General features: G+C 51.6%; 15 protein-coding genes and 1 tRNA gene. 3 read left to right on the forward strand and 13 right to left on the reverse strand.

The features are described 5' to 3' along the window. Positions 1 to 209 precede the first annotated feature (209 nt). Positions 210 to 644: an OsmC family protein gene (locus tag QW772_05445; protein MEM0038352.1), complete on the forward strand. Its 435-nt coding sequence runs from the start codon at positions 210 to 212 to the stop codon at positions 642 to 644. Between the two features lie 74 nt (positions 645 to 718). On the opposite strand, the gene QW772_05450 is transcribed toward QW772_05445, so the two are convergent. From QW772_05450 to lysS, 4 genes are all read right to left on the reverse strand, one after another. After that, positions 719 to 792: transfer RNA gene (locus QW772_05450), tRNA-Pro, on the reverse strand. A gap of 302 nt (positions 793 to 1,094) precedes the next feature. Beyond that, positions 1,095 to 2,051 carry a methylmalonyl Co-A mutase-associated GTPase MeaB gene (gene meaB, locus QW772_05455; protein MEM0038353.1) on the reverse strand — a complete coding sequence of 319 codons (957 nt, stop codon included), beginning with the start codon at positions 2,049 to 2,051 and terminating at the stop codon, positions 1,095 to 1,097. After that, a complete protein-coding gene (locus QW772_05460; protein MEM0038354.1) occupies positions 2,048 to 3,094 on the reverse strand; it encodes a pyridoxal-phosphate dependent enzyme in 1,047 nt (348 codons plus the stop codon). The genes meaB and QW772_05460 overlap by 4 nt, the downstream gene beginning before the upstream one ends. A gap of 90 nt (positions 3,095 to 3,184) precedes the next feature. Then, entirely contained in the window at positions 3,185 to 4,654 is a 1,470-nt protein-coding gene (gene lysS, locus QW772_05465; protein ID MEM0038355.1) for a lysine--tRNA ligase, read from the reverse strand. A gap of 198 nt (positions 4,655 to 4,852) precedes the next feature. Here lysS and QW772_05470 point away from each other — a divergent pair, with 198 nt between their 5' ends. Next, positions 4,853 to 5,896 (forward strand): winged helix-turn-helix domain-containing protein, encoded by a 1,044-nt coding sequence (locus QW772_05470; GenBank protein ID MEM0038356.1) that lies wholly within the window; start codon positions 4,853 to 4,855, stop codon positions 5,894 to 5,896. A gap of 12 nt (positions 5,897 to 5,908) precedes the next feature. On the opposite strand, the gene QW772_05475 is transcribed toward QW772_05470, so the two are convergent. The 4 genes from QW772_05475 to QW772_05490 all read right to left on the reverse strand — a co-directional run bounded on the left by QW772_05475 (position 5,909) and on the right by QW772_05490 (position 8,765). Further along, complete coding sequence (locus QW772_05475) at positions 5,909 to 6,133, reverse strand: FeoA family protein (protein MEM0038357.1); 225 nt, start codon at positions 6,131 to 6,133, stop codon at positions 5,909 to 5,911. After that, positions 6,126 to 6,776 (reverse strand): metal-dependent transcriptional regulator, encoded by a 651-nt coding sequence (locus tag QW772_05480; protein MEM0038358.1) that lies wholly within the window; start codon positions 6,774 to 6,776, stop codon positions 6,126 to 6,128. Before QW772_05480 ends, QW772_05475 begins: the two co-directional genes overlap by 8 nt. A gap of 60 nt (positions 6,777 to 6,836) precedes the next feature. Continuing rightward, positions 6,837 to 7,943: a DegT/DnrJ/EryC1/StrS family aminotransferase gene (locus QW772_05485; protein MEM0038359.1), complete on the reverse strand. Its 1,107-nt coding sequence runs from the start codon at positions 7,941 to 7,943 to the stop codon at positions 6,837 to 6,839. A gap of 138 nt (positions 7,944 to 8,081) precedes the next feature. Beyond that, entirely contained in the window at positions 8,082 to 8,765 is a 684-nt protein-coding gene (locus QW772_05490; GenBank protein ID MEM0038360.1) for a hypothetical protein, read from the reverse strand. Positions 8,766 to 8,821: 56 nt separating this feature from the next. Between QW772_05490 and QW772_05495 the strand changes: the two genes are divergently transcribed. Beyond that, positions 8,822 to 9,814, forward strand: coding sequence for an FAD-dependent oxidoreductase (locus QW772_05495; GenBank protein MEM0038361.1), 993 nt, complete (start codon positions 8,822 to 8,824; stop codon positions 9,812 to 9,814). Positions 9,815 to 9,939: 125 nt separating this feature from the next. On the opposite strand, the gene rpiA is transcribed toward QW772_05495, so the two are convergent. From rpiA to QW772_05520, 5 genes are all read right to left on the reverse strand, one after another. After that, positions 9,940 to 10,656, reverse strand: coding sequence for a ribose 5-phosphate isomerase A (gene rpiA, locus QW772_05500; GenBank protein MEM0038362.1), 717 nt, complete (start codon positions 10,654 to 10,656; stop codon positions 9,940 to 9,942). Between the two features lie 195 nt (positions 10,657 to 10,851). Next, positions 10,852 to 11,073 carry a 5'-nucleotidase gene (locus QW772_05505; GenBank protein MEM0038363.1) on the reverse strand — a complete coding sequence of 74 codons (222 nt, stop codon included), beginning with the start codon at positions 11,071 to 11,073 and terminating at the stop codon, positions 10,852 to 10,854. Between the two features lie 44 nt (positions 11,074 to 11,117). Next, a complete protein-coding gene (yjjX, locus tag QW772_05510; protein MEM0038364.1) occupies positions 11,118 to 11,666 on the reverse strand; it encodes an inosine/xanthosine triphosphatase in 549 nt (182 codons plus the stop codon). 29 nt (positions 11,667 to 11,695) lie between these two features. Beyond that, entirely contained in the window at positions 11,696 to 12,439 is a 744-nt protein-coding gene (locus QW772_05515) for a PAC2 family protein (GenBank protein MEM0038365.1), read from the reverse strand. Positions 12,440 to 12,507: 68 nt separating this feature from the next. Continuing rightward, a complete protein-coding gene (locus tag QW772_05520) occupies positions 12,508 to 13,236 on the reverse strand; it encodes an orotidine 5'-phosphate decarboxylase / HUMPS family protein (GenBank protein MEM0038366.1) in 729 nt (242 codons plus the stop codon). Positions 13,237 to 13,260 lie beyond the last annotated feature (24 nt).

The following is a 13,260-nucleotide window of genomic DNA, read 5'->3' on the forward strand; positions in this document are numbered from 1 at the left end:
AGATTCTTGGTGAGGGTGTTCCTGAATCCCTTGAGCCTCATGCGATGAAGGCGTCTTTGCGTGGGGAGCTGTAGATACAGAGTCGCGAGGGACCGGCCTGGAGTAGGGGGCTGTAGGGGGTCCTACTACCTATCGTAATCGAGGAGGTTTTGGGATGCAATGAAGGAGTTATAAAAACCCTCCCCCCAGTAAATATAAAGGGGTTAATAATGAAGGTAGAGTCTAAGGACATGATTATTAAAGCCAGTGGTACGAGAGTCTCCCCGACCAAGATGATCGTTAAGTGCGGGGACTATGAAGTAATAACAGACAAGCTCGGGGGTGAGGCGCCAAGTCCTATCGAGTACGTCTTAGCAGCTCTTGCAGGCTGTATAAACATAGTTGGAACCCTGGTGGCTAGGGAGCTGGGGATCAGCATCGAGGATATGAGGATAAATGTTGAAGGGGTTTTTGATCCAGCTAAATTCGCCAAAGGCACAGGCGAGAGAGCTGGCTATAAGGATATAAGAGTGGAGGTTCTAGTGAAGAGCGACGCAGACGCGGAGACCCTTAAGAAATGGTTGAAGCTAGTTGAGGATAGGTGTCCAGTGGGCGATAATCTAGTGAATATGACTCCAGTTAAATCAGAAGTGAGGAAAATATAAACTCTAAATCACTTCAGCACTTCAAGCAACCTCTCCGAGAGAGAACACCTTTGAGTTAAGAGCTGAATAGGTAGTGGGGCCGCGGGGATTTGAACCCCGGACCACGGGGACCCAAGCCCCGCATTCTACCAAGCTAAACTACGGCCCCCACAAAACAATAAGAGGACAAAGGAAATATAAATGATGAGCGATGCTTAAAAAATACGTAAGGTAATACGAGAAAATAAGGACTAAACTCGCTGCAAGCCATGTTTAACTTCTCTTTATGTTTAATGCTGCCTCATCTCTCAAGATAGGATTTCACACCCCCAAGGTCTTAGATTAAGACCCGCAACTTTCTATAGGGCTTCATTCCTTCCGAAGCTCTTTCTTAGCTTCTAAAAAGTGGCAACGCTTAGCGAGCTCGTTGTAGGCTTGCTCTCGGTATCTATCACTCCATGCTTCGGACTTTCAGTTGTCGGTGAGTGCGTTTATGAGTTCTTTTCTGATCTTCCCTCTCAAGTCCCGAATTGACCCTCCTCTTTTTAGGAAGTCTTCATATTCCCTGTAGAGTGTGTTTCCCGGCGCGCTAACAATTTTTAGAGCGTTGTTGATTTCCTCGCTGGCTATTAGCTGCAGTTCTAACGACCTCCTCATGACCCGTTTCGCCGTCTCAAGTCCATTAGCCTTAAGGAATTCCCAGTGTTCTTTAATGGAGCTGACTAACGGCTCTACGCTTATCAGGCTTAGGGCGTTGGTCATGTGGACTTTCGGCGCCCACCCAACCCTCTCGGTTGAGTTGATGGCGAAGAGCACCTGACTGTATGTCAGGTTCGCGCCAGGCAGGTCGGACTTGTTGACCACGTATATGTCGCCTATCTCCATCATACCTGCCTTAATCGCCTGTATTTCGTCGCCGGCTTCAGGCATCAGGACTACTACCACGGTATCAACGGCCTTCATGACTCTGATGTTGAACTGCCCAGCCCCGGGCGTCTCTATGATTATATTGTCGTAACCCAGGCGTTCGAAGAGCTCCATCGTCAACACGGTCTTGAGGGGAAGCGACTCCTCCTCGCCCGTAGTCATAGATCTGATGTAGACCTCTTTCGGAACATCCTTCATCCTGACTCTATCGCCCATCACCGCGCCCCCCGTTAACGGTGATTTAGGATCTACGGCCATCACCGCAACTGATCGACCTTCGCGGGCCAGCAGCGTTGCCACAGCATTTATTAGCGTGGACTTGCCGACGCCGGCGGAGCCTGTGAACCCTATGACGTGTGATTTCTTAGGATGATACGGTATCCTGCCCAACACTTCGAGCGATGTTATGGGATCTGTTTCTATCAAGGTTATGAGCTTGCCTACCGATGCTTTCTCCTTATGTAAGGCCCTGTTAATCAGTTCCTCCACTCCTATACTCATATACTCATCCCGCCTGACACGTGCTTCATCCCATTGCCCGTCACCATTACTACCACATTCCCCGATATGTGTTGCTCTCTAATCAGCTCCATCGCGGCCGCGTAGCCGTATGCGCTCGTAGGCTCAGCCACAATGCCCTCCCTCCACAGCTCTCTCAGGTAAGGTGCGACCAGCTCGTCATCTAATACTACGTACATGCCGTCGGTCTCTTTGAGGATCTCGGCCATGTGCCGTAGGCGGGGGGCGTCCGTCAGCCTTATGCCGTCGGGCAACGTTGCCTTAGATCTGCATGTCCTGATGAGTGGTTTGCAGTACGTGATGAGTGAGTCATACCCGCATGCCTGGACAGCCACTAGCTTGGGCATGTATTTGATCATGCCGGCCTCCAGCAACTCTCTATAGCCCTTCCAGACACCTATTAACATGGTTCCACTAGCCAGCGGAGCCACTAAGTAGTCCACATCCCTGACCTCCCTGCTTAGCTCAAGAGCCAGATCCTTCATACCTTCTAGAAAGAAGGGACTCACACGATGCCCTACATAACACCCTTCCCGATCGCTGACCGCTAGCCTGGCGGCCTCGTCCCTAGTCGGTGCCTCAACCACCTCAGCGCCTAAAGCCCTCAACATATTCCGCTTCCCTACCGGGGCGTCGTAGGGTACGTAAATCCTTGCCTTAAGCCCTGCACGGCCGGCGTAAGCGGAGTAGGATATGCCTGCATTGCCTGATGAATCCTCAACGATGAGGGAGCAACCCCTACCCAGAGCCTCCGAGACTGCTGTGGCAGCACCCCTGTCTTTAAAGGACCCTGTCGGATTCAGATACTCAAGCTTTAGGTAAACTCCTCCGCGGGACTTAATCAGCGGCGTCCGCCCCTCACCAAGAGACACCAACCTTAACTCCCTAGGGATTAAGGACCCGTCCCTCTGTAAAGACTCTCTGAAATCACTTTCCACGAGTAACGGTTCCCCGCACGAACTACATCTGATTACTCCCGCCACGTAATCTGTCTGGGAGCCGCATCTCCAGCACCTTAACTTCATCAAACCTCCCCTACAAATATAGGGTGTGGGTTCTTAAAGCATGAAGTGCCTAACGTGGGGTCGGCGCGGAGTCGGTGATCGATTTAGGGGTCAGGCAGTGTACCGCGTCAACATCGGGAACGGGATGACTTCCTTTATGGAGGTCTGGCCTGTGAGTATCATCGTCAACCTGTCTATCCCCAGCCCGAAGCCGCCGGCCGGCGGCATGCCGTATTCGAGGGCCTCAACGAAGTCCCAGTCATACGGGTGTGCCTCAGCATCACCTAACTTCCTCCTCTCCTCCTCCTGCCTGAAGTACCTCTCCTGAATAATCGGGTCGTTCAGCTCGGTGAACGCGTTAGCCAGCTCCATCCCGGCTATGTAGAGCTCAAACCTCTCGGCATACTCAGGATCCATTCTGTGGGGTTTCGCAAGAAGCGAGGACGACGCGGGGAAGTCTATGACAAAGGTGGGTTGCAGCAAGTGTTGCGTGCCGACCAACCTATCGAACAGCTTAACTATGGCCCTGCCCCTGTCGTAACCTCCCGGTAAAGCCAGCCTGTACTCCGTTAGGAGCTCTTTAATCTGATCATCACTTAGTCTTTCAACATCAACCCCTGCAAACTCTCTCAGACCATCAATCATCCTCACCCTCCTGAACGGCGGTCTCAGATCTATGTCCACGTGGGAATCGCCCACAGGATAAGACACTCTAGTCGATCCAGTGACTTTCTCTGCTACGCTACTTATCAATTCCTCGACCAGCTTCATCACGTCCTCGTAGTCGGCGTAGGCCTCATACGCCTCCATCATGGTGAATTCAGGATTGTGGTGGACGTCTATGTCCTCATTCCTGAAGTTCTTACCTATCTCGAACACCTTATTGAACCCACCGACTAGAAACCTCTTCAAGTACAGCTCGAGTGCTATCCTCAAATACCAGTCCTCATCAAGCGCCCGCACCCTGGTTATGAAGGGCTTAGCGGCCGCACCGCCGTACACCGGCTGAAGTATGGGGGTCTCAACCTCGATGAACCCCTTCCCCCACATAAACCTCCTTATCTCAGCTATGGCGTTAAAACGCGTCTCGAAGATCCTCCTGATTTGAGGGGACATCATTAAGTCTAGGTGACGTTTCCTGTACCTGACCTCAGGGTCGAGGATCTTGTGGCCCCACTTAACCGGGGGTGATCTCAACGCCTTAACAATGAGTTGATATTCCCTAACATTGATCGTCAGCTCCCCCTTCTGAGTGTAGAATAGCTCACCCCTAACATTTACGAAATCGCCAAGATTCACATACTTCATAAACCAGTCGAGCCTCTCGTCACCCACAATGCTTGAGTTCAGCGAGAGCTGTATCCTGGAACCGTCGTCAATAAGATCCAGGAAAGCTAACCGACCATGTCTCCTGATGCTGGCCACCCTGCCGGCCGTGGACACAGTCTCACCAACCTTAGGATTGGCGATTATGTCCCTCACTGGCATATAACCCAAACTCAGACCGTGTGGATAGGGGTTGATGCCGTTCCTGAGCAACTCCTCCCTCAAGCTAGCTCTAAAGTCCCTCTCCACACTCATTAACCATTACCTAACCTAACAACATACAAGCAACATTTAAAAGTGTTTAGATGGCCTGAACCGCACTCCGCTTCCTGCCAGCCCTCTATCAGATTTACTCGGCTCAGTCAAGACCTTACATATTCTAAACACTAATATTATTTATATTGCACACCTGACTTATTTAACTTGGAAACGCGTTCGAGTCAGGTGACTTGCATGGGTGTTTGCAAAAGCAGATCCGCTGGTATGCTAGCGTCGCTCGTCATCCTAGCGTTACTGGTTGCGACAGCCCTCACGCCGAGCAGCTCTTTTAACGTGCGGTATAGGTATGTGCTTAACCCAGACGGCACGTCCTCCATCCTCGTAGTAGTTAGTAACATAGTTGACGAAAAGAGTGTGAGGATTAAGTTAGAGAGGAACTACTTAGAGAACTCCTTAATGGCTTTCTCCTCTGAGGGAATGCCCCTGCCGACCACTATAACCCCGGAGGGGGAAGTAGTGCTTGACGTAATCGGGCTCAGCAACGTTACAATTGAATACGTCGCGCGCGTGGGGGAACTGGTTAATGACGTTCAGATCAACACGCTCATATCCCCCCTAGGGCCTGCGGAGGTAGTTCTACCTCCGAATTCAGCCCTACTCTACTTCAACGGGTCTCCCCGAGTAGGAACCAGAAGCGACGCCTCCGGCAAGTACACATACGTCATCCTCGAGTTTGATAGTGGGGGGCGCTACGAGGTGAACTACTTGGCACTCTTAACCACGGAAACAAGAACCACCACGCCTCCGGTCACTCCCACTACGAAACCCGCAACACCTGCGACAACGCCCACAGTAACCCCTACAACAATCCCACCCTCAACAACACCTGCGACAACGCCCACAGTAACCCCTACAACAATCCCACCCTCAGAGGGCGAGGGTATAGCTAGATACGTAGTGGTGGCGCTACTCGTCATAGCCCTTCTGTCGCTAATCGTGTATTTCCTCCTCAGGAGGAGGATCACTAGCTCGTCTGTAGAGCCCCTCATCGAAACAGGTTTCGATGAGCGGGATAAAGCCATTCTTAAAGTGTTAAGTGAGAACGAGGCGTCCTTAACCGACTTGAGCAAGGCTACGAAACTCAATAAGTCAGTTGTTTGGAGAAGGCTTGAAAGACTTAGGAGCTTGGGGTATGTTGAGAAGGGTTACTCACGAGGCATGTCAATCTACAGACTAACCCCTAAGGGGTTGAAGCTACTTAAGGAATTCTCCGAGTAGACTATCCAGTAATTATATTCTTTCAACCTCGATCTTCATCGCGATGCCTCTGCTTATGCCCATCTCAGTACCCCTCGCCTCCAATATAATCACTCCCCCATTGTTATGCTTGACTAGAACCTCCTCCCCCGGCAGTAGACCCATCTGCAGCAACCGCCTCACCAACCCTCTGCCCGTATTGACCCTAACTATGCGTACCTTACACCCGCCTGGCACGTTGGACAGGGCCTCACTCACTGCAGTCCACCTCCTGAACGTATATAGCCTCCCCCTCCTGATGTGTGAAGACTGAGCTGGTTTTACGCGTACTCACTGAAATCCCCTTCGAACCGAGGCCCTCAACCCTTACCACGCACGGATATCCACACCCGGATCTCACCAGCTTATCCAGAACAGTGCTCAACTCCACATAGAGGTGAGTTATCTCATAACACCTACCTGGCGTGGTCTTGTTGAGCGTTAGCACTTTATCTAAGTCCTTAACCTCACCCACTAAGGACATTAGATAACGTAGACTAGGCCTGCCTAACTTCACATATATCGCCTCAATCACCTCATCGGGAAGGTGCTCCATCCTGTGGGCCAGGTAGTGAGCCTTAATCAGATCGAAACCCAGATAGTTGGAGAGGAAGGTCTCGAGCACGGCGTGTTTTCTGAGAATCTTCTCAGCTATCCTCCTCCCGTTATCAGTTAGCCTGACGCCTCTGTAGCTACTTAAAACCACTAGACCGCCTGACTGAAGTTTCTTCATGACCTTGCTGACCGTACCCTCCCTTATCTTGAGCTCCCTAGCTATCTGAGCGGTTCTAGCAACACCACACAACTTCTCCAGCCGGTACACAGTAAGTACGTAATCTTCAATGGACTCGCTCAAATCCACAGTATTCGTTCAGCACCACCGAAATAGAACTTCGTCGGAATAAATAAATTTTAGATCAGTCTAAAATTTAAGTCCCTTAAGGAAGTCCCTAACGAGGCGAGCTACTGAGAGAACCTCCTCATCCTTAAGACCTGGATGCATAGGGAGTGATAGGACGTGCTTAGACGCTTCAACGGAGTTCGCTAGATCACCGCGTAAAGTCATGTGCCCTCTTAACGCAGGTTGCTCGTGTATGGGTAGAGGGTAGTGAACGCCTGTCTGCACCCCTCTACTACGTAGGTAATCGGCTAACCTGTCCCTGACCCCTGAACCGCCGTCAACCCAGACCGTGTATTGATGGTACACGTGCTTGGCGTACGGCCTCTCAACAGGAGTTCTAAGCAGACCGATTCCAGAGAGCTCATCGTCGTATATCCTAGCTATCGCTCGCCTCCTCTCATTCATCCTGTCAAGCCTGATTAGCTGCGAGTACCCTAGGGCCGCCTGTATGTCCGTTATCCTGAAATTCCAGCCTATCACGTGATGCAGGTATTTCTCCCTCTGGCCGTGATTCCTCTGAAGTTTAACGTACTCGGCTATGGACTCATCACCAGTAGCTACCGCACCACCCTCCCCCATAGTTAAGTTCTTAGTGGCGTAGAAACTGAACGCGGAGACCAAACCTATGCTACCTGTCTTAACCCCTTTATACTCCGCCCCATGTGACTGCGCGCAGTCCTCAATCACATGAATGCCCCTCTCCTTAGCAAGCCTAACCAGGGGATCCATATCCGCAGGGTGGCCATAGAGGTGCACGACGACGATAGCTTTGGTCTTGTCGCCTAGCCTCCTCTCCAGCCCCTCAACGTCGATGGTGTAGGTCTCCAGTTCTATGTCGGACGGCACGACCCTGCCCCCCGCCAGAGCAACCGCTGTGGCTGTGGCGGCAAACGTGAAGTCTGGAACCACGACTTCATCACCAGGTCCAACCCCTAATGCCTTTAGAGCTAGGTAGAGTGCTACAGTCCCGTTACTAACGGTCACCGCATGCTTGACCCCCAAATACCTTGCGAACCCCTCCTCAAACATGCGTACATAGTCGCCAGCCGCCAGATTACCGCTCCTCAAGACCTTGACTACCTCCTCCACATCGCTCTCGGTTATGTAGGGGGAGTTGACCTTAATCATCCTCAAACACCAACTTAAACTGATAAAGATTGCAAAATAAACCTGCTCTAGCATAAGTTACAGGGAGATCGTGAAGCGATGATGTTAAGACGTCCTCCGCAATGCCTTAATCCAATCCCATGCCAGTCGAGTCCCTATTTAGGGGATTGTTCTAAGGTCCTCTGGCTTCACGTCCACGCACACACTGTCAGGATAGTACATCTCCACAAGATCCCTGAACTCTCTGACTGCCTTACCTAGTGAGTACTTCGGCAGGTCAGGAATCCCGAATGAAATTACTGTAATGTTCCGCGTGTCTCTACTTACTGCATGCATTCTGCTGACCTTAGAGAATAGCACGTACATGACTCTGTTTGCCGCATCGGCTAGAACTACCTCACAACCGGAGAGCACTAAATCAGACTTAAACCTGGGGACGACCTCATGCCTGAGGGCTTTACGCAACATGAGGGGGTAACTAACTCTGTCCCTGTCGAGCACCACGGTCGGTATGTAGGTCCTCAGCTCCGCGATATACCGCAGTCCCTCCACGTCGTTCTTAAGTCTTGCAAAGGGGGACATCGTAAGCACCTTAGCTAAGACCTCAGGAGAGTAGCCGGTTTTGCTGTAAGGTGCTTTGAGCGTTTCTTTAATGAATCTCTTGTAGAGGTTTGTGTAATAGCTTAAGTCCCTCCTTAACCATTCCGAAGTCTGCAGGGACCTAACGGTATTGACTAAGTGCTGTCTAATGTCAGGTCTGCCAACGCTTGGTTCAATACCACGGCACTCCACAGCCCTCACATACCCTGAGGTCAGGGAAGTCAGGAGCCTCCTGTACTTCATCAGCTCATCGCATCCTTAATATTTTCACAAATAATAATTTATCGTAGGCGATAGCAGTGAGCCTAAGACTGGAAATGCCTAGAAGAGCGCGGCAGACTGAATCATATGATGTGGTCGTGGTAGGTGCCGGTCCTGCAGGACTCTCAGCAGCTCTGTACTCTGCTAGATTAGGTCTTAAGACTGCGTGTGTGAGCGAGGATGTTGGCGGCACCCTGAATGAGGCCGGCGAAATCGACGATTACCTGGGTTTTCAGAGCACTCTAGGACCCGACCTCGCTAAGAGGTTTGAGGAGCATGTAAGGAAGTATGGGGTGCCTATCTTCAGGGAGTTAGTGGTTGATGTGGTGAGGGAGAGAGGCTCCTTTAAAGTGGTAACGAGATCCGGTAGCGTCTTCACGGCCAAGGCCGTGATACTTGCCGTAGGGAGTAAGAGGAGGAGGTTAGGTGTTCCAGGCGAGGCTGAGTTCGCCAATAAGGGGGTTTCATACTGCGCGCCCTGCGACGCCCCCCTATTCAAGGGTAAAGTGGTTGCTGTGGTCGGAGGGGGTAACGCAGCCCTCCAGTCAGCGCTTCTCCTAACCTCGTATGCCGCTAAGATCTACCTGATACACAGAAGAGGAAGTTTCAGGGCGTATGACACATATATCAGGTCAGTTACCACTAACCCGAAGATAGAACTCGTGATGAACTCGGTCGTGGAGGAGATAGGGGGAGATAGGTCGGTCAAGTGGGTCAGGGTGAAGGATGTGATCACAGGCGAGAGCAGGAAGTTGGACGTCGAGGGAGTTTTAGTGGAGGTAGGTTCTGAGCCCCCTAAAGCTTTCCTGAGTAAAGCGGGCGTGGAGTTAGATGAACACGGGTATGTGATAGTGGAGCCTGGACAGAGGACCAGCGTGGAGGGGCTCTTCGCAGCCGGCGACTGCACTGGAGGCCCTCACAAGAAGAAGTTCGACCAGATAATAACGGCCGCTGCTGAGGGTGCGCTAGCCGCCCTCTCAGCATATGAGTACCTCATTAAGGCAAAGCTTGATGAAGAACGTGGCTACTGACTACCCTGAGGAACCCACACTGAAGGACGGGGGGAGATCAACTAAGTAAATCACCGTGAAATCTCTCTGGGCGGGCTAACGTGCAGGGCACCCGTAGTGGGGTCGAGTCCTTCAGTGGGGGTCATCTAATTCGGTGGGAGGCCCTTCAAATATCTGACACTGCCGTTGTTAAACCCGACTATTACCACGTCGGCCTCGCTGAGGAATAACCCTGTCTCTATGACTCCTGTTAAACCCTTCACAAGCCTCTCAAATCCCTCAAGACTCATATCGGGCGGTGGGAAAGAGTCGAGGATAATTCCCCCAACGTCACTCACCACTGGACCTCTTTTACCAGTGCCTTTCCTGACGCTCACCATCAAACCCAGTCTTGCAAGGTCTTTGAGAACCATTCTTAGTGAGCCGGGAACAACCTCTATGGGTATGGAGCGCCTTACACCTAACCTATCAACCACCTTGAATTCGTCGACTACGAAGACCCTCAACTCAGCATGCCTTGCGAGGAGCTTCTCCATGGTTAACGCGGCCCCACCCCCCTTCACCATCCTCCCCTGCCCGTCAACCTCGTCGGCTGAGTCGAGGTAAAGCTCCAGACTGTCAACAGAGAGGATGTCAAAGACCTTATATCCTAACCTAGTCAGAATCTCCACAGTCTCCATAGATGACGCCACCAACTCCTTACCGTCTAGCAAACCTGTGGCGTGCGCCTCCTTGATGAGGAGTTCGGCAGTGCTACCGGTTCCCAAACCTATAACCCTTCTACCGTTAAGGAATTTGAGAGCCTCCTTAACTGCCGCCAACCGAGCTCTGTGGAAGTCCTCCACGAAGTGAGCCACCCTCACAATATATATATATGAACACAGTTAAGAATAAATCAGAGTGCAGTACCAGTGGGCTATGATGATGTCCTCGATCACTGAGAGATGATGTGAGTAATCCGCACTGAGAATCTGGATAAGCAGCCTCAGAATAGGCACAGCCAAATCAGGCAATGATAGACCGTGTGAAAATATGCCACGCATGAGCTTTATATTACCTTAACTCCTGGAGGACTTGCCCACCTCCACTATCTCCTTACACTTCAGTTGCTTTAGAAATCCGTCCAGTTCGTTAATCGGTATTTTTATTGTGTAGAGATATCTCTTGGTCCTAGCTTTAACTTTAGCTATGTTTTCCTTCTCTTTCTTAACTATCCTACATACCTCAGCCCTTGACGATATCTCTATGAACTTGTTCTTATCGTATACTTCAACAGGCACGTTACCACCCATATAGGTTTAGGGGTTCTGGCTTAAATAGGCGATCACGTGACTGATCGCCTTCCGTACGCGCGCTCGTTAATCCACGGGAGTAGGGCCATTAAAACAGCTATCTCCGTTAGGTAGGTCCTGTCAAACAGTCCCCCCGACAGGAGGTGTATAACGCCTTCACGCTCCCCTATGCTGGGTATGCCGTAGACGAGCTCAACGGCCTCCTCCAACTCGCGTGCTTCACCTTCAAAGACTAGCCGAATTAAACTCTGAGGCACTTGAAAAGCTGGTGAGAGGCCTACGGAGAGGAATCCGTTACGATCCTCTACCGCTGCCGCCTGAACATCGAGGTACATCTTAGGTGTTAACTCAATGATCCCGGCTTCAACCCCCACTCGGAAATCACATTCGCTGGAGTTTGGGGGGTTTCTAGCCCTCCGTAGGGCCCCGTTAAGCACCTCGCTGAGGCCCACCGGTTGCGGACTCCCGCCCACATAATCTACGCTGACCACTTCTAAACATGTATCCCCGAAGGCCTTGCTGAACGCTCTACGTATCCCCTCCAGTTTTGAGGGGTTCCTAGTTCCAGCGCAGACCCTCACACAATCACCGTTCTAAGCTGGACTACAGGTTACATTATTTCCCTAGACTCCCTCCTCTCGGCCCCCCGGCCCATGAGCTTACTCACCTGCGTTATAGCTGCCTGTATTCTGGACTCCACAAGCTCGGCCTGAGCTATTAAGTCCTCTGTATTTAGTCTTAACCCGAGGTAGTTTCTAAGCAGGTCCACAACAGACTTGACAGCCCTATAATCAACCTCGTTGAACTCCACTATAGCAGACCAGGTCTCGCCGAGCGCGACCACGCTTTTAACATCGTAGTACGAAGCCCAGCCCACCACAACTCCATTGACCCCTGTAATGACGCCGTCCTCGAGGACGCTGCCGCCCAACCTGCTTAGCCTCTGGATGAGCTCCTCATCATTGCCCGCTATGAAGACCTTCCGTGAGTCACTGAATTCAGGAACTACGTAGGCAGCCGCAGCTACTATCGACTCCGGTCGCCCCTTACTGACTAAGTGATCCAGCAACTCCATGCAGAGTTCATGCTGACCCTCCGAGCTCTGGGGCTGTGTGTCACTGGTGAACATCAGGAAATCGCCTGCGTCGTAGAGCCGCCCGACGAAAAGCGTTGAGAGCCCTCGCTTACTGACCATCAGTTGCGACGGGAATGTCGTCGAGTAGAGCTCAGCCACTAAGTCCCCGTCAACCTTCTCCAGTATGTAATTGACGGACGCGTAACCCACCCTGCCCATCCCAGGCAATCCTATGAGGACGTGCTTTCCCTTACTTTCGAACTCTTTAAGAATCCTCATCTTAGTTACCATTTTATAGCCTCTACTTAAGTTATCCCTCAGGGAAGTTATAAAGCTCGGGCCGTACCTCACGTAGACACGCATGCATTACGTCTGCTCTCAAGGTATCTCTTCTGCGAGCTCGCAATTTCCTTGACTGCTTCCTCAGGGTTTACCGCCAGCGTTATGGCTCTGCCAACGACCTCAGCGTCAGCGCCTGAGCAGAGTCCCTCGCCGGGCTGCGCACCCATTCTCAGGATGCCTGATGCGAGGATCACGTACTTCTTGGTGAAGAAGTTTTTGAGGTCTTTAATGACTATGCTCTTGCTGGCTGGGACTATCAGCCCTGAGGCGTCCGCTAAGTTCAGGACACCCCTAACCAGAGGGTATGAGGGATCGAGCACCTCCCCAGCCCCTTCATGTGGTAGGGAGACCTGTAGGAAGAGGTCCATGTCCAAGCCCTTCACCTGAGCCGACAGGGACTCTAAAGCCCCCTTGTAGCCGACGAATGCGTGGGCCACCACCCCGTGGAAACCGACGCTGGAGACCTCGCTGACTGCAGGCCCCATGACCTCGGCTAGGTCGGCGAGCTTCAGATCCGCGATGAAGTAGTAGTCGTTCCTGTGTTTGCCGATTAAATTGCCTAAACCCTTGAGGCCGTATCTAAGCATGTAGGGCAACCCTATCTTAACGCCGGAGATGAAATCACGGACTTTGTTTAGAAACACATCAAGCACCACGATGTCTGGAGGCGGATAATTCACCGCCAGCACTATAGGTCTTCCACTGCCTCTCAGCATCCTGTGTGCGAGCCCCATCAGAACACCTAAAATAATACCGAG

Source organism: Zestosphaera sp. (assembly GCA_038727705.1).
GTDB lineage: Archaea > Thermoproteota > Thermoprotei_A > Sulfolobales > NBVN01 > Zestomicrobium.